Origin of the sequence: Caloramator sp. mosi_1 (genome assembly GCF_028622835.1) — a bacterium.
Classification (GTDB): Bacteria; Bacillota; Clostridia; order Clostridiales; family Caloramatoraceae; genus Thermobrachium.
Genome location: NZ_CP117677.1, coordinates 1,129,759 through 1,154,075, shown reverse-complemented (window position 1 = coordinate 1,154,075; position 24,317 = coordinate 1,129,759). Strand labels below are relative to the sequence as shown.

General features: G+C 35.7%; 8 protein-coding genes, 2 tRNA genes, 4 rRNA genes and 14 pseudogenes. 18 read left to right on the top strand and 10 right to left on the bottom strand.

Translation table 11 applies throughout. The features are described from left to right. Positions 1-25 precede the first annotated feature (25 nt). Positions 26-791 (bottom strand): annotated as a pseudogene (locus PL321_RS08255) (ParA family protein). A 90-nt stretch (positions 792-881) separates the two neighbouring features. Between PL321_RS08255 and PL321_RS08250 the strand changes: the two are divergent. Further along, a complete protein-coding gene (locus PL321_RS08250; protein WP_337960996.1) occupies positions 882-1,232 on the top strand; it encodes a TMEM165/GDT1 family protein in 351 nt (116 codons plus the stop codon). Here the strand turns inward: PL321_RS08250 and noc are convergent. The 9 genes and pseudogenes from noc to rpmH all read right to left on the bottom strand — a co-directional run bounded on the left by noc (position 1,185) and on the right by rpmH (position 8,170). Beyond that, positions 1,185-1,983 (bottom strand): annotated as a pseudogene (gene noc, locus PL321_RS08245) (nucleoid occlusion protein). The gene PL321_RS08250 and the pseudogene noc overlap by 48 nt on opposite strands. A 29-nt stretch (positions 1,984-2,012) precedes the next feature. After that, positions 2,013-2,652: pseudogene (gene rsmG / locus PL321_RS08240) on the bottom strand (16S rRNA (guanine(527)-N(7))-methyltransferase RsmG). Positions 2,653-2,739: 87 nt separating this feature from the next. Then, positions 2,740-4,608: pseudogene (gene mnmG / locus PL321_RS08235) on the bottom strand (tRNA uridine-5-carboxymethylaminomethyl(34) synthesis enzyme MnmG); the annotation flags it as partial. Between the two features lie 11 nt (positions 4,609-4,619). Continuing rightward, positions 4,620-5,998, bottom strand: a pseudogene (gene mnmE, locus PL321_RS08230) (tRNA uridine-5-carboxymethylaminomethyl(34) synthesis GTPase MnmE). A gap of 60 nt (positions 5,999-6,058) precedes the next feature. Beyond that, a pseudogene (gene jag / locus PL321_RS08225) lies at positions 6,059-6,718 on the bottom strand (RNA-binding cell elongation regulator Jag/EloR). Between the two features lie 17 nt (positions 6,719-6,735). Further along, a complete protein-coding gene (gene yidC / locus PL321_RS08220) occupies positions 6,736-7,443 on the bottom strand; it encodes a membrane protein insertase YidC (protein ID WP_273964146.1) in 708 nt (235 codons plus the stop codon). After that, positions 7,427-7,636: a membrane protein insertion efficiency factor YidD gene (gene yidD / locus PL321_RS08215; protein WP_027308714.1), complete on the bottom strand. Its 210-nt coding sequence runs from the start codon at positions 7,634-7,636 to the stop codon at positions 7,427-7,429. The genes yidC and yidD overlap by 17 nt, the downstream gene beginning before the upstream one ends. Next, positions 7,636-7,961: pseudogene (rnpA, locus tag PL321_RS08210) on the bottom strand (ribonuclease P protein component). Before rnpA ends, yidD begins: the two are co-directional and overlap by 1 nt. 76 nt (positions 7,962-8,037) lie before the next feature. Further along, a pseudogene (gene rpmH, locus PL321_RS08205) lies at positions 8,038-8,170 on the bottom strand (50S ribosomal protein L34). A 528-nt stretch (positions 8,171-8,698) separates the two neighbouring features. Between rpmH and dnaA the strand changes: the two are divergent. The 17 genes and pseudogenes from dnaA to PL321_RS21205 form a co-directional block, all read left to right on the top strand. Beyond that, positions 8,699-10,080: pseudogene (gene dnaA / locus PL321_RS08200) on the top strand (chromosomal replication initiator protein DnaA). Positions 10,081-10,377: 297 nt separating this feature from the next. Further along, a complete protein-coding gene (gene dnaN, locus PL321_RS08195) occupies positions 10,378-11,442 on the top strand; it encodes a DNA polymerase III subunit beta (protein ID WP_337961130.1) in 1,065 nt (354 codons plus the stop codon). A 63-nt stretch (positions 11,443-11,505) separates the two neighbouring features. Beyond that, positions 11,506-11,715, top strand: a complete 210-nt coding sequence (locus PL321_RS08190) for an RNA-binding S4 domain-containing protein (RefSeq protein ID WP_273964144.1) — start codon at positions 11,506-11,508, stop codon at positions 11,713-11,715. 8 nt (positions 11,716-11,723) lie between these two features. Next, positions 11,724-12,008 (top strand): AAA family ATPase, encoded by a 285-nt coding sequence (locus tag PL321_RS08185; protein WP_273964143.1) that lies wholly within the window; start codon positions 11,724-11,726, stop codon positions 12,006-12,008. Then, positions 12,005-12,331, top strand: a complete 327-nt coding sequence (locus PL321_RS08180) for a hypothetical protein (protein WP_273964141.1) — start codon at positions 12,005-12,007, stop codon at positions 12,329-12,331. The genes PL321_RS08185 and PL321_RS08180 overlap by 4 nt, the downstream gene beginning before the upstream one ends. A 166-nt stretch (positions 12,332-12,497) precedes the next feature. Then, positions 12,498-12,800, top strand: a complete 303-nt coding sequence (locus PL321_RS08175) for a hypothetical protein (RefSeq protein WP_337960995.1) — start codon at positions 12,498-12,500, stop codon at positions 12,798-12,800. Positions 12,801-12,895: 95 nt separating this feature from the next. Continuing rightward, positions 12,896-13,152, top strand: a pseudogene (remB, locus tag PL321_RS08170) (extracellular matrix regulator RemB). A 15-nt stretch (positions 13,153-13,167) separates the two neighbouring features. Beyond that, a pseudogene (gene gyrB / locus PL321_RS08165) lies at positions 13,168-15,071 on the top strand (DNA topoisomerase (ATP-hydrolyzing) subunit B). A gap of 12 nt (positions 15,072-15,083) precedes the next feature. Next, positions 15,084-17,516 (top strand): annotated as a pseudogene (gene gyrA / locus PL321_RS08160) (DNA gyrase subunit A). Positions 17,517-17,774: 258 nt separating this feature from the next. Next, a 16S ribosomal RNA gene (locus PL321_RS08155) occupies positions 17,775-19,292 on the top strand. 218 nt (positions 19,293-19,510) lie between these two features. After that, positions 19,511-22,398, top strand: a 23S ribosomal RNA gene (locus tag PL321_RS08150). 28 nt (positions 22,399-22,426) lie between these two features. After that, positions 22,427-22,541: ribosomal RNA gene (gene rrf, locus PL321_RS08145) — 5S ribosomal RNA — on the top strand. A gap of 6 nt (positions 22,542-22,547) precedes the next feature. Continuing rightward, positions 22,548-22,624 (top strand) — tRNA-Ile (locus PL321_RS08140). Between the two features lie 9 nt (positions 22,625-22,633). Continuing rightward, positions 22,634-22,709 (top strand) — tRNA-Ala (locus PL321_RS08135). 17 nt (positions 22,710-22,726) lie between these two features. Then, positions 22,727-22,842, top strand: a 5S ribosomal RNA gene (rrf, locus tag PL321_RS08130). The 16S, 23S and 5S rRNA genes sit together here with 2 tRNA genes alongside, the layout of an rRNA operon. A 568-nt stretch (positions 22,843-23,410) precedes the next feature. Beyond that, positions 23,411-23,743: pseudogene (locus tag PL321_RS21210) on the top strand (alpha/beta hydrolase); the annotation flags it as partial. 107 nt (positions 23,744-23,850) lie between these two features. Next, positions 23,851-23,985 (top strand): annotated as a pseudogene (locus PL321_RS21205) (alpha/beta hydrolase family protein); the annotation flags it as partial. Positions 23,986-24,317: the final 332 nt, after the last annotated feature.

Here is a 24,317-nt window from a genome sequence, read left to right as displayed (position 1 = left end):
CTAATGCACTCTTTTTGCAGTCATATCAATATCCTCCTTCATCATATTCTAAAAATTCTTTTGCAAGCTCCATATATGCCTCTGCTCCTCTTGAACTTTTATCATACAGCATTATAGGTATACCGTGGCTTGGTGCCTCTGCCAATTTAACGTTTCTTGGAATAATTGTAGTATACACCTTTCCTTTAAAATATTTTTTGCTTCTTCTACAACCTCAATAGAAAGATTAGTTCTACCATCAAACATACTCATAATTACACCCTGTATATCCAGCTTTGGGTTTAAACTCTTTTTAACTAACTGAATGGTATTCATCAATTGCCCTACCCCTTCAAGTGCATAAAATTCACATTGAATAGGAATAAGCACACTATCTGAAGCTGTAAGTGCATTAATTGATAATAACCCAAGGGAAGGCGGACAGTCAATGAAGATATAGTCATAATCATCCTTTATACCCATTAACGCCTCCTTTAATTTACTCTCTCTATTAATTCTTGCCGTTAATTCTATTTCTGCACCTGCCAATTCAACATTTGAAGGAAGTAAATATAAATTCTCAAAAACTTCAACTATTGCTTTATTTGCATCTAATCCCATTATAACATCATACATAGAATACTCTAAAGTATCTTTATCTACACCTAAACCACTTGTTGTGTTTCCCTGTGGATCTATATCAACAGATAAAACTTTTTCCCAAAACTTGCAATATACGCAGCTAAATTGATACTGGTAGTAGTTTTCCCAACACCACCCTTTTGATTAAATATGGATATTATTTTTCCCATTAAAATTACACCCCAATGTATATTATGACACGTCATATAATATATTTTACAGTAAGAATGAATTAGTTTAAATACATTTAGGAGGATTTTATGATAAAATTATTATTTTCAACTTTTATAACAATTTTCTTAGCCGAATTAGGTGATAAAACACAAATTGCAACTATGATGCTCTCTGCCAATTCAAAACAAAAATCAATAATATTTATTGGTTCAAGCTTAGCCTTAATTTGTTCTTCCTTAGTTGCTGTTGTATTAGGAGATAAATTAAGTAGTATTATCCCACCCCAATATATACAAAAGGGTGCTGCAATAGCCTTTATTACTATAGGAATATTACTGCTTTTAGAAAAATATAAAAGGCCTAATAGGCCTTTTTTCAGAATATTCTTTTTACACTTTTTGTTTCTCACTTTTTGGAATTCTCACTACTATTTCTAAACAATCCTCTAACTCTTTTTGTTTGTACTCTGCTTCTATTCCACTTTTTTCCATAATTTGTTTTATGGTATTAGTTATTATTTTTGTATTTATATTCCATTTATACTTGTTGTTTTTATTTTTGTTATTTTTACTTTTTCTTGTCTCTCATTTACAATTTTTTCAATCAATTCCTCAGTCTTTTTAACTGTTAAACCTTTTTTATAATTTCATCTATTACCTTTTTTGTAATTCGTCATCCTCAAGCTTGAGTAACGCTCTTGCGTGTCTTTCTGTTAACCCTTCACTTATAAGTCTCTCTTTCACTTCATTTGACAGTTTTAATAATCTAAGCTTATTAGCAATAGTAGACTGTTTTTTCCTATTCTAACCGCTAACTCCTCTTGCGTAAAACCGTGTTCTTTAATTAAATTAAAATATCCTTCTGCCTCTTCAATATAGTTTAAATCTTCTCTTTGGAGATTCTCAATAAGTGCGAGTACAGCTGATTCAGTATCTGTTATATCTACAACTATTGCAGGTATTTCTGTTAATCCTGCAAGTTGAGATGCCCTTAACCTTCTCTCCCTGCAACTAATTCAAATAAATTATCATCTATTCTTCGTACACTTATAGGTTGTAATACTCCGAACTCCCTTATTGACTCCGAAAGTTCAAGTAGTGCTTCTTGGTTAAATACTTTTCTTGGCTGATACATATTTTGTCTGATTTTAGTTATTGGTATATTAATAATTTCTTTTTCAGCCCTCATATCCACCATCCCTTTTAAAATATTAAAATTCATCTTAGAGGCTTCTTTTCAATCTGAGCTGGTTTTCTTGGATATCTTTTATCAGTGCTCTTTATTTTATCGACTATAACAAGGTTATGCTTAATATCCTCACCTAATATATTAGTTTCTACAATACTATTTAATTTTCCTCCTAAAGTACCAATTGCATTTTTGCTTCTTCTACCTCTTCATATGCTGAAGGACCTTTTAGAGCAATAAACTTACCTCCAACCTTTACATATGGCATACAGTACTCTGTAAGAACCATCATATTTGCTACTGCTCTTGCTGTTACAATATCAAATTTTTCTCTATAATCTTCTTTTCTTGCCATATCCTCTGCTCTTCCGTGTACTGCAACTATACCTTTAAGTCCAAGCTTAGATATAACATCATTTAAAAAGTTAATCCTCTTATTTAATGAGTCAAGTAGTACTACTTCTACATTGGGATTTATTATCTTTATCGGTATACCTGGAAATCCTGCTCCAGTGCCAACATCAATAACCTTTATTCCTTCCTTTATATATCCACTTTTAACTATTGAAATTGAATCTATAAAGTGCTTTTTATTATTCCTTCATCATCAGTTATAGCTGTTAAATTTATTTTTTCATTCCATTCCTTTAATAATTCTTTATAGAGCATAAACTGCTCTATTTTGTTTTGATCTAATTCAATACCATATACCTTTGCACCCTCAAAAGAAGTTCCTTTAATTCCATAACTACTCTCCCTTTTTCTTCTTAGCTGTTCTAAGTATATAAGAAGTACTGAAATATCTGCTGGTGATACTCCAGATATTCTTGAAGCCTGACCTATGTTCTGAGGTCTTATCTTTGAAAGTTTCTGCTGTGCTTCAATTCTAAGCCCCTGTATTTGGTTATAATCAATAAAATCAGGAATTCTTTTTGCTCTATCTTTTTAAACTGTTCTACCTGTTGAAGTTGTTTCTGTATATATCCGTCATACTTTATTTGATTTTCAACTTCTCTTGCAACATCATAAGGAATATCAGGTCTTTCTTTATCGATTTCCTTTGTTAACTCATAAGTTAGTTCAGGTCTTTTTATTAAATCATAAAGATGTATTCCTGACTTTATCTCTGAACTATTATTTCTTCTTAAAAACTCATTTACTTCTTCGCTTGGAGGCAACGTAACCTTTTTAATTCTTTGAATTTCCTCCTCAATAGCCTTTTTCTCTTTAAGTATCTTTGGTATCTCTCCTCTGTTACAAGACCTACATTATATCCCTTCTCTGTCAATCTTAAATCTGCATTATCCTGTCTTAAAAGTAATCTATATTCTGCCCTTGATGTCATCATTCTATAGGGTTCATTAGTTCCCTTTGTTACTAAGTCATCGATTAATACTCCAATATACGCATCTGACCTATCAAGTATTAATGGTTCCTTATTTTTAACTTTAAGTGCAGCATTAATACCTGCTATTATTCCCTGTGCAGCAGCCTCCTCATATCCTGAAGTTCCATTTATCTGACCAGCAAAGAATAATCCTTCAATAAATTTAAGTTCAAGTGAAAGTTTAAGTTGCTGAGGATCAATACAATCATATTCAATAGCATAGGCTGTTCTCATTATTTCTGCATTTTCTAAACCTGGAATTGATCGATAAAATTTTATTTGAACATCCTCAGGCATTGAACTTGACATTCCCTGAATATACATTTCTTCTGTATTTTCTCCCTCTGGTTCAACAAATATTTGATGCCTTTCTTTATCAGGGAATTTTACTATTTTATCTTCTATTGAAGGACAATATCTTGGACCTACACCCTCAATATCTCCTGTAAAAAGTGGTGATCTATGTATATTTTCCTTTATTATTTTATGAGTTTCCTCTGTAGTATAAGTTAAATAACAAGGTATTTGAACCCTTTCAATATTGTCTGACATAAAGGAGAAGGGTATTACTCTTTCATCTCCTGGCTGTATCGTCATCTTAGAAAAATCTATAGACCTTCTATTAATTCTGGCTGGAGTACCTGTTTTAAATCTTCTTAGACTTATCCCTAATTCTTTTAAGCTGTCTGAAAGCTCATTTGCTGGGAACAAACCATTTGGTCCTCCGTTATAGCTGACGTCACCAATTATTATTCTACTCTTTAAATATGTTCCCGAAGTGATTACTACTGTTTTACATTCAAAATAAGCACCATTTTTAGTCTTTAAACCTACTATTTTATTGTCCTTTACATCAAGTGCAACAACTTCATCCTGCTTTAAGGTTAAATTTTCCTGTGTTTCTAAAACGTGCTTCATATATTCCTGATATCTTTTTTATCTGCTTGTGCTCTTAATGATTGAACAGCTGGTCCCTTAGCTGTATTTAACATTTTTGATTGTAGATATGTATTATCAATAGCTATACCCATTTGTCCACCAAGAGCATCTACTTCTCTTACCAAATGTCCCTTTGCTGTACCTCCTATTGAAGGATTACAAGCCATCATTGCTATACTATCTAAGTTTAATGTAATACATAGTGTTTTACATCCCATTCTTGCAGCCGCAAGAGCTGCCTCACATCCTGCGTGTCCTGCTCCAACTACTATAACGTCATAGCTACCCGCAAAATACAAAAACTCACCTCCTATTTACCTATACAAAAATCACTAAATATCCTATCTATAATATCTTCTGCAGCTGTATCTCCAGTTATTTCACCCAGCTTTAAATATGCATCCTTATACTCTACAGAAGCAATATCTAAAGGAAGTCCTAATTCTATAGTTTCTATTCCCTTTTCTATACTTTCCTTTGCCTTAAACAATATATCCTTATGTCTTACATTAGTAACAAATATATCCTTTGACTTTACCTCTCCTGAGAATACAAAATTTTCAATTTTTGTTTTATATCCTCTATACCCTTTTCTGTGTTAATAGAAGCAAATAAAATATTCTCTTCACTGAAATTACTTTTAATTATATCTAAATCTAATTTCATAGGTAAGTCTATTTTATTAATTACAACTATTACCTTCTTACTCTTTATAAGCTCTATTATCTCAAAATCCTCATCATCAAGTGGTCTACTTGAATCTAACATAAAAATAATTAAATCAGATTTTTCTATATACTCCTTTGACTTTTCAACACCTATTTTTTCAACTATATCCTGTGTTTCTCTAATCCCGGCTGTATCTATAATTTTAACAGGGATTCCTCTTATGTTTATATATTCTTCAATAACATCTCTTGTTGTACCTGGTATATCAGTTACAATTGCCCTTTTTCCTCTAAAAGTGCATTAAGTAGAGAAGATTTTCCTACATTAGGCTTACCTACTATACTTGTATTTAAACCTTCTCTTAATATTTTTCCTGTTTCAGCATTTTTAATTAAATTTTCAAGTTCCTTAATTATTTCATTTGAGTCATTAATAATCTTAGATGAAACAACATTCTCAATATCATCTTCAGGAAAATCCACTGATGCCTCTATGTGGGCAAGTATACCTAAAAGCCTGTTCATTATACCTTTTATCTTTTGTGATAATTTTCCTTGAGATTGTTCTAATGCAATATGCATACTTTCACTTGTCTTTGCTCTTATTAAATCAATAACTGCCTCAGCTTGAGATAAATCTATTCTTCCATTTAAAAGGCCCTTTTTGTAAATTCACCTGGTTCTGCAAGCCTTGCACCATTTTTTAAAACTAAAGATAATATTCTCTTTACTGCAACAACTCCACCGTGACAGTTAATTTCTACTATATCTTCCCTTGTATAAGTATTTGGGGCCTTCATATAACTTATTATAACTTCATCAACCTTCTCCTCTGTATTTGGATCTATTATAAATCCATACATCATCGTATAAGACTTCATATCCTTAATATTTTTTCCTTTATAGCTTTTAAATATCTTTTCTATAATATTTAAAGAATCTTTTCGGACATTCTAACAATTCCAATTCCACCTTCTCCAACAGGTGTAGAAATTGCCGCTATAGTGTCATCTATAAACATAAAATTCACCTCTATAAGTGTAGTCATTATATATTATACCAAAATATAAAGAAACAATAATCAAGAAATATGCCTGCCATTTGGCAGGCATATTTTATTATCTTTTAAATCAATTACAACTTTTCTAAAGGGTTCTTCTCCTTCACTATAAGTAGTTACAAATGGATGATCCTGTAATGCTGAGTGAATTATTCTTCTCTCATAAGGATTCATAGGTTCAAGCTTTACACATTTATTTGTTTTTGAACCTTGTATGCAAGCTTCTTAGCTAAACCAATAAGTATCTCTTCTCTCTTTTTCTATAGTTCTCTGCATCTAATATAACCTTCTTATGTTCTGCATCTGTGTTATCTTTATTTATCACTAAACCTACTAAAAATTGAAGAGCATCTAATGTTTCTCCTCTATGTCCAATTAACACTCCTAATCTCTGACCTATTAAATTAATCTTAAGCACATCATCTTCTTCTTTAATATGTATTTCACATTTAACACCCATCTTGTCTAAGACATCTCTTAAAAACTTTTAGCTATTGCTGCATAATCCTTCTTTAAAGTAACTTTAACCCTTGCAGGCTTTGCACCAATCAATCCTAATATACCCTTACTTCCCCTATCTAAAATTTCAACATCAACCGAATCACTCTTAACTCCAAGTTCCTTAAGTGCCGCCTCAATAGCATCCTCAACAGTTTTCCCTGTCATTTCAATTGATTTCATAGGCCCAAATCACCACCCTACTTCTTAATCGCTAAAGCTTCCTGTTCCTTATTTTTTATCTTATTTACTATGAAATATTGTATACCAATTTGTATTACGTTGCTTATTATCCAATATAAAACAAGTGCCGCTTTAAAATTAATAGATACCCAAGTTATAAACAATGTCATAAAAATGTTCATTTGCTTTTGGCTCTTTGCCTGTGCATCATCACCCTTTGGTGTCATCATTATACCTTGTATGTATGTAGTTATACCTGATAATATTGGAAGTATGTAAAGTGAATCCTTTTGTCCTAAACTCTTAATCCATAAGAATCCTACGTCGTTAAATCCTGTGTATTTATATATTACTTGGTACATTGCTATGAATATAGGGAATTGAATAAATATTAGTAGGCAACCTGAAAATGGGCTTGCCCCCATCTCTTTATATAGTTCCATTTGTTTTTGTTGAAGCTTTTGAGGATCTCCCTTATATTTTTCTTGTAATTCCTTTAATTTAGGTTGCATTTCTGTCATTTTAACTTGGGATTTTGTTTGGCTTATAGTAAGTGGCAGAAGTATTAGCTTAATTATAGCTGTAAATATAAAAATATCCAAGAAATATGCAAAACTTAAATTTTTAACCCCTAAACTTACAACGCTGTGAATTAGATTAAAAAACTTGTTAAAGCTGAATTGATACCTGCCAAATAAATTACCTCCTTTATGGAACAGGATCATAACCACCCTTATTTAGTGGATGACACCTTAAAATTCTTCTTATAGCTAAATATCCCCCTTTTAAAGCTCCATACTTTTCTATAGCCTCAATTGCATACATAGAACAAGTTGGATAAAACCTACAACTAGGCGGCTTTAAGGGCGATATGTACTTTCTATATAGTTTAATTATAAATATTAAAAATTTTCGCATTATTTTCCCTCTTTTAACAGACCTACGCGTTTCATAAGTCCAATCACTGATTTTTCTACATCGTTGTAATTACTTTTTAATATACCAACTCTTGCTATAAATATTATATCATATCCTTGTTTAAAAATAGACTTATTTTTTCTAAAACTTTCTCTAATTAATCTTTTATATCTGTTTCTTACTACACTTTTACCTACTTTTTACTTACTGATACACCAACCCTATTTAAATTATTACCATTTTTACTATAATACATAACCAAATTTGAATCACTAACTGATTTTCCCTTCTTATATATCAGCCTAAAGTGAGCATTCTTTTTAATTCTTTCTTCTTTTTCATATTAATCCCTCAGATTATTAAAAACATAATATTGAATAAAAAGGCCACGTATCGCGGCCTTATGCTGTCAATCTCTTTCTTCCTTTTCTTCTTCTTCTTTGTAGAACTTTTCTTCCATTCTTAGTCTTCATTCTCTTTCTGAAGCCATGTTCCTTTTTCTTTGTCTCTTTTTGGTTGATATGTTCTTAACATCTAAATGCACCTCCTTTAAAAAGAATATATATCTCAGGGTAACATTTTCAAAAGGCATATTACATAAAAATTATATATTTATGTCTTACTAATGTCAAGAAATACTTTGTTGTTGATAATTTTTTATTCACATATGTGTTTTTGTGGATAACTATTGCCTGTGAATAATTAATTTGATAATATATTAATACAATGTGGATAATTTTATGTGCTTTTGTTTATTTTTGTGGATTATGTAAAGTTATTCACATTCTGTGGATAAGCTTGTGTATAACTTGTTGAATTCCTTCTTATTATTTTCATAAAACCTTTAAGAAATATAATTTTTTTGATTGTTAATTGTGTTGATTTTAATTTGTGAATAATTTTATTTAGCACAAAAATAAAATTATTTTTTCACATCCTGTGAATATCTTTTTATTTTTTGTCAACAACTAATTTTTGATTATAAGGTTGTGAATAACTTTGTTAATATATATTCGCCTATTTGTTTGTTACAAAAATTTACTTAAGAACAGGAGGTTTATTATGGGCACAGACATCCATTCTCTCTGGGAAAAAACTTTAAATATCGTAAAAACAGAACTTACAGAAGTAGGTTTTAATACATGGATTAAATCATTAAAGCCCATAAAATTAACACAGGATGCCTTCTATTTACTAGCTCCAACCGAGTTTTCAAAAACATATTAGATGCAAGGTATAAAGACTTAATAGGTAACGCCTTTAAATTAGTTGCTTCTAAAAAATATGAAATAAAGTTTGTTTTGGAAAGCGATGATATTTTTAAAGAATTAGACGGATCATTAAATAAACCTTCTGAAGCAACTTCAAATGAAACCAATACTGAATCTAAACCTAAACAAACAAACGATGAGCTTACAACTTCTACATTAAATCCAAAATACACCTTTGATACATTTGTGGTTGGAAATAGTAATAGATTCGCCCACGCTGCATCTTTAGCTGTAGCAGAGGCTCCTGCAAAGGCATACAACCCTTTGTTTATCTATGGAGGAGTAGGTTTAGGAAAACCCACTTGATGCACGCAATAGGACATTACATTTTAAACAACAATCCAAAAGCCAGAGTTGTATATGTATCCTCTGAAAAATTTACTAATGAACTTATAAATTCTATAAAAGATGATAAAAACGTTGAATTTAGAAATAAATATAGAAACGTTGATGTTCTTTTAATAGACGACATACAGTTCATTGCCGGAAAAGAAAGAACACAAGAGGAGTTTTTCCATACCTTCAATGCACTTTATGAAGCAAATAAACAAATAATTATATCAAGTGATAGACCTCCAAAGGAAATTCCTACACTGGAAGACAGATTAAGATCAAGATTTGAATGGGGGCTTATAGCAGATATACAACCACCAGATTTTGAGAACAAGAATAGCCATTCTAAAGAAAAAGGCTGATATGGAAAATCTACAAGTTCCAAATGAAGTAATGGTTTATATAGCAAATAAAATTCAATCAAATATTAGAGAATTAGAGGGTGCATTAATTAGAATAGTTGCTTTTGCCTCTCTATCAAATAAAGAAATAAGTGTGGAACTTGCAACTGATGTTCTAAAGGACATAATATCTAATAAAAACAATAAACAAATTACAGTTGAACTAATTCAAGATGTAGTTGCAAGTTACTACAACCTAAGAATAGATGATTTTAAATCAAAAAGGAGAACTAAAAACGTTGCCTACCCAAGACAAATTGCAATGTATTTAGCAAGAAAACTTACAGATTTATCTCTACCTAAGATTGGAGAAGAATTTGGTGGACGTGACCACACAACAGTAATCCACGCATATGAAAAGATTTCTGAGGACTTAGAAAAGGACGATGCACTAAAGGAAACAATAGATGAATTAATTAAAAAGATACACCAAAAATAATTCACATATGTTAATAATCGCAGTTTATAATTTGTGGATAGTTGGATTTTAATTTTTACTCTCTTTATAATGTGGATAAAATTAAGATATTTTCATCAACTTATCCACAAATTATTTTTTATTAAACCATTTTATTTTCTTGCTTTGATATAGTTATCAACATATCAACAGCACCTATTACTATTACTACTAAAATATTGTTTATAACCTCTATCTATAATAAAAAATTATCCACTGTGGATAAAAGGAGGATTTAATTATGTGGTTTATATGTGAAAAGAATTATTACAAGAAGCAATAAATACTGTTCAAAAGGCTACTTCAACAAAAACAACATATCCTATCCTTGAAGGAATTCATATAAAGGCAACAAAGGATAACAAAGTAACCTTTACTGCGACAGATTTAGATTTAGGTATAGAAACCTTTATAGAGACTGAAGTTTATCAAGAAGGTGCAACAGTTGTTAATTCTAAATTATTTGGGGAATTTATAAGAAAACTTCCTAATGACAAGATAATAATAAAAATGGAAAACAACAATGTATATATAACTTGCCAAAAATCTGAGTTTGTACTCTTAGGAAATAATCCAGATGAATTTCCTAAGCTTCCAACAATAAACGAAAATTCCATGTATGAAATTTCACAAGATTTAATAAAAAGTATGATTCGTTCAACAATCTTTGCAATTGCACAGGAAGAAACAAGACCTATACTTACAGGGGTATTGTTTGAAGTAAAAGATGGAAAATTAAGTTTTGTTGCATTAGATGGATATAGATTAGCTTTAAAAAGATATGATATACATTCGGATAATGAAATAAGTGCTGTAATACCAGGGAAAACTTTAAATGAAATATCTAAGATACTTGAAACAACAGATGAAAAGGCAAAGATAACTTTCACACCAAATCATATATTGTTTAACTTAGGAAATACTAAAGTAATATCAAGACTTTTAGATGGTGAGTTTATAAATTATAGACAAATTATACCTGAAGAATATAAGCTAAAGGTTAAAGTAAATAGAAACGAATTATTAGACAGTATAGAAAGAGCATCACTTCTTGCAAGAGAAGGAAAGACTAATTTGATAAAGTTTGATATAAAGGATTCAAGTATGATAATTACTTCTAATTCACAATTAGGTAAAGTTTATGAAGAAGTTAATATTGAACTTGAGGGAGAAAATTTAAAAATAGCCTTCAACTCTAAATATTTCTTAGATGTATTAAGAATAATAGATTCAGAGGAAATTTATTTAGAATTTACTACAAATGTAAGTCCTTGTGTGGTTAAAAAATGCAATTCTGATGATTACGTATATCTTGTATTACCTGTTAGATTAGTTGAAGAATAAAATGTAAAAAGCAATGGGGGATAGTCCCCTTGCTTTTTATATTTAATGGAGGAGGTTATATAAATGGAACAGATAACTATAAACACAGAATATATAAAATTAGATCAGCTGCTAAAATGGGCAAATATAGCAGATTCAGGAGCTTTTGCTAAACTCATAATTCAAAATGGAGATGTTAGGGTTAATGGTGAAGTAGTTTTAAATAGAGGAAAAAAGATTTATAAGGGAGATATAGTTGAGGTTGAAGGTGTAGGAAGTTTTAAGGTGGTATAGGTGGGAATATGTATATAGATGGAATTGAACTAATAAACTACAGAAATTATGAAAAGCTTGAACTTAAGTTAAACAATAAAATTAATATATTTGTTGGAGAAAATGCACAGGGTAAAACAAATGTTTTAGAAGCTATGTATTATTTAAGTGCATTAAAGTCTCATAGAACCAACAAAGATAGAGAGTTGATACTTTGGAATAAAAATAAAGCATATGTTAAGGCGGATATTGTTAAAAATTTAGGTAATTATAAATTAGAGTTTTTGCTTGATGTTGAAGGCAAAAACAGATGAAACTAAATGGAGTTAAAGTAAATAAATCAACTGATATTTTAGGGACATTAAATACAGTTATCTTTTCACCTGAAGACTTAAAGTTAATAAAAGAAGGACCTGCTTTAAGGAGAAGATTTATAGATAATGAATTAAGTCAGATAAGACCAAAGTATTATTATATATTAAGCCAATACAACAAAGTTTTAATGCAGAGGAACAATATCTTAAAAACCTTGATGTTTTCTCCTTCTAATAGGACTACTTTAGAGATTTTTAGTGAACAGCTTGCTGATTATGGAAGCGTAATAATTCAAAATAGAATAGAATTCATAAAAAATTAACTTTAATAGCAAGATTAATACATAGAAAAATTACAGATGGTAAAGAGGAACTTGAAGTTTTATATAGAAGTGATATAAATGTTAATACATCACTTAAAGAAATTAAGGAAAATTTACTTGAATACTATATTAATCGTACTGAAGATGACATAAAAAAGGATTTACTTTGGTTGGTCCGCATAGAGATGATTTAGCTATATTTATAAATGGCATAGATGTTAGAAATTTTGGTTCTCAAGGACAGCAAAGAACAGCAGCACTTTCTTTAAAACTTTCTGAACTTGAGATTGTAAAATCAGAAGTAGGAGAATATCCTGTACTGCTTCTTGATGATGTTCTTTCAGAACTTGATCCTAAAAGGCAGTTTTATTTGCTTAATTCTTTAAAGGATATACAAACTATAATAACTTGTACAAGTACTAAAGATATAGATATTAAGAAATTTGCCGAAAAAGTGTATTTGAAGTAAAAAGAGGAACTATTGTTCGATTGTAATAAAATATGTTGTTTATTTTGTAAATTAGATTTATAATAAAAATGATTTTTAAATAGGGAGGCTTTTTTATGTTTCTTCATTTAGGAGAAAATGTAGTTATTCCATTAAGTGAAGTTATTGCAATCTTCGATATAAATTCTACCTTCAATTCTGACACAAGAAATTTTCTAAAGATAGCAGAAGAAGAAGGCTTTGTAACAAGAATAACAAATGAACCACCAAAATCCTTTGTTTTAACGGAGAGAAATAAAAAAGTATAATCTATCTTTCTCCAATTTCTTCACTTACATTGGTAAAAAGAACAGAATTTTTAAATGAACTATAAGAAGAGGTGAAAAAAATGAGCAGTAATGTACAGCAGTATAGTGCAAATGAGATACAAGTTCTTGAAGGGCTTGAGGCTGTAAGAAAAAGACCAGGTATGTATATAGGTAGTACAGGGCCTAAGGGGCTTCACCATTTAGTTTATGAAATAGTTGATAACTCAATAGATGAAGCCTTAGCAGGATATTGTAGTAATATTGAAGTTATAATACATAAGGATAACTCAATAACAGTAGTAGATAACGGTAGAGGTATACCAGTTGATATACACCCAAAACTTAATAAACCTGCTGTTGAAGTTGTATTTACAGTTTTACACGCAGGTGGTAAGTTTGGAGGCGGAGGATACAAAGTATCTGGGGGATTACACGGAGTTGGTGCTTCAGTTGTTAATGCATTATCAGAATGGCTTGAAGTAAGAGTTAGAAGAAACGGAAAAGAATATTATCAAAAGTATGAAAGAGGAAGGGTTCTTTGCGATTTAAAGGAAGTAGGAGATGCGGAAAGTACAGGAACAACTGTAAGTTTTAAACCTGATGCTGAAATATTTGAAGAATTGGAATATGACTATGATACTTTAGCACAAAGATTTAGAGAACTTGCATTTTTAAATAAAGGAATAAGTATAACTTTAAAGGACGAAAGAGAAGAGAAGGAAGAAAAGTTCCATTATGAAGGTGGAATTAAGGAGTTTGTAAAGTATCTAAATAGAAATAAAGAGGTCTTAAGTGAGGAACCTATATATGTAGAAGGTGTAAAGGATGATGTAATAGTAGAAATAGCAATGCAGTACAACGACAGCTACAATGAAAATATATTCTCCTTTGCAAATAACATTCACACCCCTGAAGGTGGAACTCACGTAAGTGGATTTAAAACAGCACTTACAAAGGTTATAAATGATTATGCAAGAAAATACGGATTTCTTAAGGAAAATGATAAAAACTTAGCAGGAGAAGATACACGTGAAGGATTGACTGCAGTTATATCTGTTAAAATTACAAATCCTCAGTTTGAGGGTCAAACAAAGACTAAACTTGGTAATACTGAAGTTAGAAGTGTTGTTGATACAATAGTTGGAGATAAGGTTGCAGCCTTTTAGAAGAAAATCCTCATGTATCAAAGATAATATTAGAAAAATGTATAATGGCTCAAAGAGCAAGGGAAGCAGCAAGAAAAGCAAGAGAATTAACAAGAAGAAAATCTGTTTTAGACTCTACATCTCTTCCAGGTAAGCTTGCTGACTGTTCAGAAAAGGATCCAAAACTTTGTGAAATATACCTTGTTGAGGGTGATTCTGCAGGGGGATCAACAAAGGGTGGACGTGATAGAAGATTCCAAGCTATACTTCCTCTTAGAGGAAAAATAATGAATGTTGAAAAGCAAAGATTAGATAAAATTTTATCATATCAAGAAATAAGAAATATGATAACAGCTTTTGGGGCAGGAATTGGAGACGAATTTGATATAAGCAAAATCAGATATGATAAGATAATTATAATGACAGATGCCGATGTTGACGGAGCACATATTAGAACACTATTATTAACATTCTTTTATAGATATATGAGACCGCTTATTGAGGAAGGACACGTTTATATTGCACAACCACCACTTTATAAGATAACTAAGAATAAAAAGATTCATTATGCATATTCAGATAAGGAACTTGAAAAGAAGCTTAATGAAATTGGAAGAGATAATGTAGAAATTCAAAGATATAAGGGTCTTGGAGAAATGAATGCAGAACAGCTTTGGGAAACAACTATGAATCCAGAAACAAGAACACTTCTTAAGGTTGAAATAGAGGATGCAGTAGCAGCAGATGAGATATTTACTATACTTATGGGAGATAAGGTTGAGCCAAGAAGAGAATTTATACAAAGAAATGCTAAGAAGGTTCAAAATCTTGACATATAATGAGGTGGAAAAATGGAAGATATAAGAGAAAAAATTGTTTCAGTCGATATAAAGGATGAAATGAAAAAATGTTATATCGATTATGCAATGAGTGTAATTGTAGGTCGTGCACTTCCTGATGTTAGGGATGGTTTAAAACCTGTTCATAGAAGAATTTTATATTCAATGCACGAATTAGGATTATATCCTGATAAGCAGTACAGAAAGTCGGCCAGAATCGTTGGGGATGTTCTGGGTAAATATCACCCACATGGTGATAGTGCTGTTTATGATGCAATGGTAAGATTGGCTCAGGATTTTTCAACAAGATATCCTTTAGTTGATGGACACGGTAACTTTGGTTCCATTGATGGTGATGGTGCAGCTGCAATGCGTTATACAGAGGCAAGGCTTTCAAAGATTTCAATGGAACTTTTAAGGGATATAAACAAGGATACCATTGATTTTATAGATAACTTTGATGGAACAGAAAAGGAACCATTGGTTCTTCCTTCAAGATATCCTAATCTTTTAGTTAATGGTTCATCAGGTATTGCTGTTGGTATGGCAACAAACATACCACCTCATAATTTAGGTGAGGTAATAGATGGACTTGTTGTGTTAATAGACAATCCTGAGGCCACAGTTAAGGAAATAATGTCCAAGATAAAAGGCCCAGATTTTCCAACAGCAGGAGTAATACTTGGCAAGAGGGAATAAGACAGGCCTATGAGACAGGAAGAGGAAGAATTACTGTAAGAGCAAAGGCTGAAATAGAAGAAGAAAAGGAAAACATAGAATAATAGTTACAGAAATACCTTATCAAGTTAATAAAGCTAAATTAATTGAGGATATAGCAGAGCTTGTAAAAGATAAGAAAATAGAAGGTATATCTGATTTGAGAGACGAATCAGATAGAGAAGGAATGAGAATTGTTATTGAACTTAAGAGGGATGCAAATCCTAATGTTGTTTTAAATTTACTATACAAGCATACAAAAATGCAGGACACCTTCAGTGTAATTATGCTTGCTTTAGTTGAAGGAGAGCCAAAAATACTTAATCTAAAGGAAGTTTTAACGCACTACTTAGAATTCCAAAAGGTTGTAATAAGAAGAAGAACTAAATACGAATTAGATAAGGCAGAAGCAAGGGCACATATTTTAGAAGGACTAAAAATAGCACTTGATCATATAGATGAAGTTATTAATTTAATAAGAGGTTCTAAGACAGTTGATGAAGCAAGAAGTGGATTAATGAGTAGATTTGGACTTTCAGAAAAACAGGCTCAGGCTATATTAGATATGAGATTACAAAGACTTACAGGTCTTGAAAGAGATAAGATAGAGCAGGAATATGAGGAACTTTTAAAAACAATAAATAGATTAAGAGAAATTTTAGCTAATGAAAGATTAGTTCTTAACATAATAAAGGATGAACTAATAGAAATAAAAGAAAAGTATTCAGATGAAAGAAGAACAAAGATAATAAATAGTACAGAAGAAATAAATATAGAAGACCTAATTCAAGAAGAAGAAGTTGTTATAACTATTACACACGCAGGATATGTAAAGAGAATACCTATTGATACTTATAAGAGTCAAAAAGAGGCGGAAAGGGTATTCAAGGTATAACAACAAGAGAAGATGACTTTGTTGAAAATATATTTATAACTTCAACACATAACAATATATTGTTCTTCACAAACTTAGGAAGAGCATATAAATTAAAAGCTTACGAAATACCAGAGGCAGGAAGAACAGCACGTGGTACAAATATTGTTAATATACTACCTCTTAGCCCAAGAGAAAAAATACAAGCAGTTATAGCTATTAAGGAATTTGATGAAGATAAGTTTATATTCTTTGCAACCAAGAATGGAATTGTTAAGAAGACATCATTAAGTGAATTTAGTTCTATTAGAAGAAGCGGTCTAAATGCAATAAACTTAAAGGTTGATGATGAATTAATAGGAGTAAAGCTTACTGATGGAGATAGTAAAATAACAATAGTTACACAAAACGGATATTCAATAACATTTGAAGAAAGTGATGTAAGATGTATGGGAAGAACTGCAGCAGGGGTTAGAGGTATTACATTGAGAGATAACGATGTAGCAGTAGCGATGGATGTATTTGATGAGGATTCAGATCTACTTGTTGTTAGTGAAAATGGATATGGTAAGAGAACACCTTGTACAGAATATTCTATTCAAAACAGAGGTGGAAAAGGATTAATAACATATAAGGTGACAGAAAAAACTGGACACATAGTTGGAGCAAAGACAGTAAAAGATAAAGATGAGATAATGCTAATAAACAGCAACGGTGTAATAATCAGATTAGAGGTTGCACAGATTTCAAAAACAAGCAGAAATACAATGGGAGTTACTCTAATGAAGACAGATTCAGATCAAAGAATTGTTTCTATTGCTAAGATAATAAATGAAGATAATGATGAAGAATAATTTTACTGGTATAGGCAGAAATTCAATTAGAATTTCTGCCTATTTTCATTAAGAAAAATGAATATAAAAATTAGTGTTGACATAAAATGATTTGGATGATATTATATATAAATGTCAGCAGCAAGCAAGTAAAGATTAAATAAAAAATAAAAATAGTTGTTGACAAAATTGATTGAGTGTTATAAAATAATTTATGTTGAATGACGGTCCTTGAAAACTGAACAGCGAGAGCGAACGTACCAAATAAAAGCTAGGTTATAACATAAGAGTTTGATCCTGGCTCAGGACGAACGCTGGCGGCGTGCCTAACACATGCAAGTCGAGCGGAGGGGATAGGAGCTTGCTTCTTGAACCTCAGCGGCGGACGGGTGAGTAACACGTGGGTAACCTGCCCTTGAGAGGGGGATAACAGGTCGAAAGGCCTGCTAATACCGCATAACGCTAAGATGCTGCATGGCGTCTTAGCCAAAGGTTAATTCCGCTCAAGGATGGGCCCGCGGCCCATTAGCTAGTTGGTGAGGTAACGGCTCACCAAGGCGACGATGGGTAGCCGGCCTGAGAGGGTGGTCGGCCACACTGGGACTGAGACACGGCCCAGACTCCTACGGGAGGCAGCAGTGGGGAATATTGCGCAATGGGGAAACCCTGACGCAGCGACGCCGCGTGAGCGATGAAGGCCTTCGGGTTGTAAAGCTCTGTCTTCCCTGACGATAATGACGGTAAGGGAGGAGGAAGCCACGGCTAACTACGTGCCAGCAGCCGCGGTAATACGTAGGTGGCAAGCGTTGTCCGGAATTACTGGGCGTAAAGGGTGCGTAGGCGGCTCTTTAAGTGGGGTGTGAAATCCCTGGGCTCAACCCAGGAACTGCACTCCAAACTGGAGAGCTAGAGTGCAGGAGAGGAAAGCGGAATTCCCAGTGTAGCGGTGAAATGCGTAGAGATTGGGAGGAACACCAGTGGCGAAGGCGGCTTTCTGGACTGTAACTGACGCTGAGGCACGAAAGCGTGGGGAGCAAACAGGATTAGATACCCTGGTAGTCCACGCTGTAAACGATGGGTACTAGGTGTAGGGGCGAAGCCCTCTGTGCCGCAGCTAACGCATTAAGTACCCCGCCTGGGGAGTACGGTCGCAAGATTAAAACTCAAAGGAATTGACGGGGGCCCGCACAAGCAGCGGAGCATGTGGTTTAATTCGAAGCAACGCGAAGAACCTTACCAGGGCTTGACATCCACCGAACCCTGTGGAAACACGGGGGTGCCCTTCGGGGAACGGTGAGACAGGTGGTGCATGGTTGTCGTCAGCTCGTGTCGTGAGATGTTGGGTTAAGTCCCGCAACGAGCGCAACCCTTGCCTTTAGTTGCCAGCAATTCGGTTGGGCACTCTAGAGGGACTGCCTGGGTTAACCAGGAGGAAGGTGGGGATGACGTCAAATCATCATGCCCCTTATGCTCTGGGCTACACACGTGCTACAATGGCCGGTACAATGAGTTGCAAACCCGCGAGGGGAGCTAATCTCAAAAACCGGTCCCAGTTCGGATTGTAGGCTGCAACTCGCCTACATGAAGCTGGAGTTGCTAGTAATCGCGGATCAGCATGCCGCGGTGAATACGTTCCCGGGCCTTGTACACACCGCCCGTCACACCATGAGAGCCGGCAACACCCGAAGCCAGTGGGCTAACCCGCAAGGGAGGCAGCTGTCGAAGGTGGGGCTGGTGATTGGGGTGAAGTCGTAACAAGGTAGCCGTAGGAGAACCTGCGGCTGGATCACCTCCTTTCTAAGAGGAAATAGCTCTCGCTGTTTAGTTTTGAGGGGCCGAAATCCTGAATGGATTTCGGCGGGCAATTTAGCTAATCAAATTAGCGTTTAAATTGCCCCGGAGCCGAAAGGCCGAAATCCCTTCGATTAAAGACGCTTTTAAATAGGATACGTCTTTTAGTTTAAGCAAAAAGTTCTTTGAAAACTGCACAGCCAAAGGTAACAAGTTCTTTGTAAGATCAAGCTACAAAGGGCGCATGGTGGATGCCTTGGCATCAGGAGCCGAAGAAGGACGTGGTAAGCTGCGAAAAGCTGCGGGTAGCCGCAAACAGGCTGTGATCCGCAGATGTCCGAATGGGGAACCCACCTAGTAAACACTAGGTATCCTTAACTGAATCCATAGGTTAAGGAGGGCACACCCGGGGAACTGAAACATCTAAGTACCCGGAGGAAGAGAAAGAATAATCGATTCCCTAAGTAGCGGCGAGCGAAAGGGGAAGAGCCCAAACCAGAGGAAACTCTGGGGTTGCGGACAGGTCATAACGGTTTAAAATCTCTAGTCGAAGAGGCCTGGAAAGGCCGGCCACAGAAGGTAATAGCCCTGTAGGCGAAAGAGAATTTAAGCTAGACCTGATCCAGAGTACCACGGGACACGTGAAACCCTGTGGGAAGCAGGGAGGACCACCTCCCAAGGCTAAATACTACCTGGTGACCGATAGCGTATAGTACCGTGAGGGAAAGGTGAAAAGAACCCCGGGAGGGGAGTGAAATAGAACCTGAAACCGTGTGCCTACAAGCAGTCGGAGGGCGTTAAGGCCTGACGGCGTGCTTTTGTAGAACGAGCCAGCGAGTTACGGTATGTAGCGAGGTTAAGCACTTAAGGTGTGAAGCCGTAGGGAAACCGAGTCTGAAAAGGGCGAAAAGTTGCATGCCGTAGACCCGAAACCGGGTGACCTATCCATGGACAGGGTGAAGGTGAGGTAAAACTCACTGGAGGCCCGAACCACGTTGGTGTTGAAAAACCATGGGATGAGCTGTGGATAGCGGAGAAATTCCAATCGAACTCGGAGATAGCTGGTTCTCCCCGAAATAGCTTTAGGGCTAGCCTCGGGTTAGAGACGTGGAGGTAGAGCACTGAATGGGCTAGGGGCCGTCTAGGTTACCGAACCTTATCAAACTCCGAATGCCATGATCTTGATGCCCGGGAGTCAGACTACGAGTGATAAGATCCGTGGTCAAAGGGAAACAGCCCAGACCATCAGCTAAGGTCCCAAAGTGTATGTTAAGTGGAAAAGGATGTGGGATTTCCAAGACAACCAGGATGTTGGCTTAGAAGCAGCCATTCATTTAAAGAGTGCGTAATAGCTCACTGGTCGAGAGGTCCTGCGCCGAAGATGTCCGGGGCTCAAACATACCACCGAAGCTATGGACCCTAACGGGTGGTAGGGAGCTTTCTTAGCGGGTAGAAGTCAGACCGGAAGGACTGGTGGACTGCTAAGAAGTGAGAATGCTGGCATAAGTAGCGAGAAATAGGTGAGAATCCTATTCGCCGAAAACCTAAGGTTTCCTCAGGAAGGCTCGTCCGCTGAGGGTTAGTCGGGACCTAAGCCGAGGCCGAAAGGCGTAGGTGATGGACAATCGGTTGATATTCCGATACCACCAGTAGCCGTTTGAGAGATGGGGTGACGCAGGAGGATAGGCTGAGCACACTGATGGATATGTGTGTCCAAGGCACAAGGCGTGCCTCCCAGGCAAATCCGGGAGGATAAGCTGAGTGTTGATGGGGAGTCGTAAGACGAAGCAGCTGATTTCACACTGCCGAGAAAAGCCTCTATCGAGGATGCTGGTGCCCGTACCGCAAACCGACACAGGTAGGTGAGGAGAGAATCCTAAGGCGAGCGGGAGAACCCTTGTTAAGGAACTCGGCAAATTGACCCCGTAACTTCGGGAGAAGGGGTGCCTACCGCAAGGTAGGCCGCAGAGAATAGGCCCAGGCGACTGTTTAGCAAAAACACAGGTCTCTGCTAAGTCGAAAGACGATGTATAGGGGCTGACGCCTGCCCGGTGCTGGAAGGTTAAGGGGAAAGGTTAGCGCAAGCGAAGCTTTGAACCGAAGCCCCAGTAAACGGCGGCCGTAACTATAACGGTCCTAAGGTAGCGAAATTCCTTGTCGGGTAAGTTCCGACCCGCACGAATGGCGTAACGACCTGGGCGCTGTCTCAACAAGGGACCCGGCGAAATTGTAGTACAAGTGAAGATGCTTGTTACCCGCGATTGGACGGAAAGACCCCGTAGAGCTTTACTGCAGCTTAGCATTGAGTTTCGGTATTGTCTGTACAGGATAGGTGGGAGGCAGAGAAGTAGCGTCGCTAGGCGCTATGGAGCCGACGTTGGGATACCACCCTGATGATACTGAAGCTCTAACCGGAGGCCATGAATCTGGTCACGGGACATTGTTAGGCGGGCAGTTTGACTGGGGCGGTCGCCTCCTAAAGAGTAACGGAGGCGCCCAAAGGTTCCCTCAGTGCGGTTGGAAATCGCGCGTAGAGTGCAAAGGCAGAAGGGAGCCTAACTGTGAGACTGACAAGTCGAGCAGTGACGAAAGTCGGGCTTAGTGATCCGGTGGTACCGAGTGGAAGGGCCATCGCTCAACGGATAAAAGCTACCTCGGGGATAACAGGCTGATCTCCCCAAGAGTCCACATCGACGGGGAGGTTTGGCACCTCGATGTCGGCTCGTCGCATCCTGGGGCTGAAGTAGGTCCCAAGGGTTGGGCTGTTCGCCCATTAAAGCGGCACGCGAGCTGGGTTCAGAACGTCGTGAGACAGTTCGGTCCCTATCCGTCGCGGGCGTAGGAAATTTGAGAGGAGCTGTCCTTAGTACGAGAGGACCGGGATGGACGAACCTCTGGTGCACCAGTTGTCACGCCAGTGGCACAGCTGGGTAGCCAAGTTCGGAAGGGATAAGCGCTGAAGGCATCTAAGCGCGAAGCCCACCTCAAGATGAGATTTCCCATAGCGTTAAGCTAGTAAGACCCCTGAAAGAACATCAGGTTGATAGGCCAGAGGTGTAAGCGTCGTGAGGCGTTTAGCTGACTGGTACTAATAGGTCGAGGGCTTGATCATATAGGCTGTGCAGTTTTGAAAGAACTAATCCGGTGACAATGCCGCGGAGGAAACACCCGTTCCCATTCCGAACACGAAGGTTAAGCTCCGCAGGGCCGATGGTACTGCACTGTACGGTGTGGGAGAGTAGGTCGTTGCCGGATAGTTAAGGGCCTTTAGCTCAGCTGGCTAGAGCAACCGGCTCATAACCGGTCGGTCCGGGGTTCGAGTCCCTGAAGGCCCACCAACATAATATGGGGGTGTAGCTCAGTTGGGAGAGCACCTGCCTTGCAAGCAGGGGGTCAGGAGTTCGAATCTCCTCATCTCCACCATAAAAGAATAAAGCAAATCTGGTGACAATGCCGCGGAGGAAACACCCGTTCCCATTCCGAACACGAAGGTTAAGCTCCGCAGGGCCGATGGTACTGCACCAATTCGGTGTGGGAGAGTAGGTCGTTGCCAGATTTGCTTTTTTATTGCCATAGAAAAAATCGTTGGAGGACCCGTACGCATTCCGAGCCAGGTCGGTTAAGCTCCGCAGGGCCGATGGTACTGCACTGTACGGTGTGGGAGAGTAGGCCGCTTAAAGATTTGTTTTTTTATTGCCAAGAAAAAATCGTTGGAGGACCCGTACGCATTCCGAGACAGGTCGGTTAAATTTAAAATAATGAAAGTAGGCAAATGCCTGCTTTTTTATTTTATTAAACTTAAAGTTATTAACAGCAAAATTAGTATTAATACATAAATAAAATTAAAACCTATGAAGGTTGTGGATAAATAAATTTATATAAATATTTGGTATAATTAACTTTAATGATAAAATATAATTAAGATTGAGTAATATTTAAAGGGGATTTAATAATGGTAGCAGAAGTTTTAGTTGGGGGATTGTATTAATAATATTAATAGGAGGTATTTACTTTTCAGAACAAGTAATACATCCTAAGTGTTTCAAATATGAAGAAACATATAAGATAGAAGTAGAAAAGGGAAGAATAGTTGAGGAAAAATTCAATAACCTAAAAAAGAGACTATTAGTATAAAATCTCCTTATGGATATGAATTAAATGCCTTATATTTTGAAGTTCCAAATTCAAAGAAAGCCGTTATTATATGCCACGGAATAACATACACACTGTATGGTTCTGTTAAATACATAGACTTGTTTCTTAACAGAGGAATTAGTGTATTAATATATGATCATAGAAATCACGGATTAAGTGGAGGCAAAAATACAACCTTTGGTCATTATGAAAAGTATGATTTAAAGACCGTTTCAGATTGGTTGTTTCAAAAATTAGGATATGGTGGTAAAGTTGGAATAATGGGGGAATCGATGGGAGCTGCAACAGTATTATTAAATTCAGGAATAGACGATAGAATTTCATTTTACATTGCAGACTGTCCATATTCAAGTATGTCTGATATCCTAAAACATAGAATGAGAAAAGATTTTCACCTACATCCCTTTCCATTGTACTATTCAGCAAGCTTGATAACAAAAATAAGAGCAGGAATATTTTTAGGGAAGTATCTCCAATTAGAGCTATTGAAAATGTTGAAACACCTATATTTTTCATTCACGGAAAAGATGACGATTATGTTCCATATAAGATGAGTGTAGATATGTATAATTCTAAAAAGAAGGGAATTAAAAAATATATTTGGCACCTAATGCTGGACACGCTGAAGCGTATTGGAATAATAGAGAGGAATATGATAGGTTAGTAGGTGAGTTTTTAGAAGAGATAGGATTTTAAAAGGAAAAACTACTTCACTTAAAAATGTGAAGTAGTTTTTTATATTATAGCATTTTTGTTGGGGTAAGTTATGTTGTTATGATATCTATCCATAGGTATAGATTATAGTGAAGACAACATAATAAAATAACGTATTATTAAATATTTAACCTAATCAGCGACATTCATCGCCCACTTCTA

Bases quoted from the DNA above. Each gene is read 5' to 3' on its own strand.
- yidD (WP_027308714.1), bottom strand. From the start codon at position 7,636: ATGCGAAAATTTTTAATATTTATAATTAAACTATATAGAAAGTACATA.
- PL321_RS08250 (WP_337960996.1), top strand. From the start codon at position 882: ATGATAAAATTATTATTTTCAACTTTTATAACAATTTTCTTAGCCGAA.
- yidC (WP_273964146.1), bottom strand. From the start codon at position 7,443: ATGATCCTGTTCCATAAAGGAGGTAATTTATTTGGCAGGTATCAATTC.
- PL321_RS08180 (WP_273964141.1), top strand. From the start codon at position 12,005: ATGAAACTAAATGGAGTTAAAGTAAATAAATCAACTGATATTTTAGGG.
- PL321_RS08185 (WP_273964143.1), top strand. From the start codon at position 11,724: ATGTATATAGATGGAATTGAACTAATAAACTACAGAAATTATGAAAAG.
- PL321_RS08190 (WP_273964144.1), top strand. From the start codon at position 11,506: ATGGAACAGATAACTATAAACACAGAATATATAAAATTAGATCAGCTG.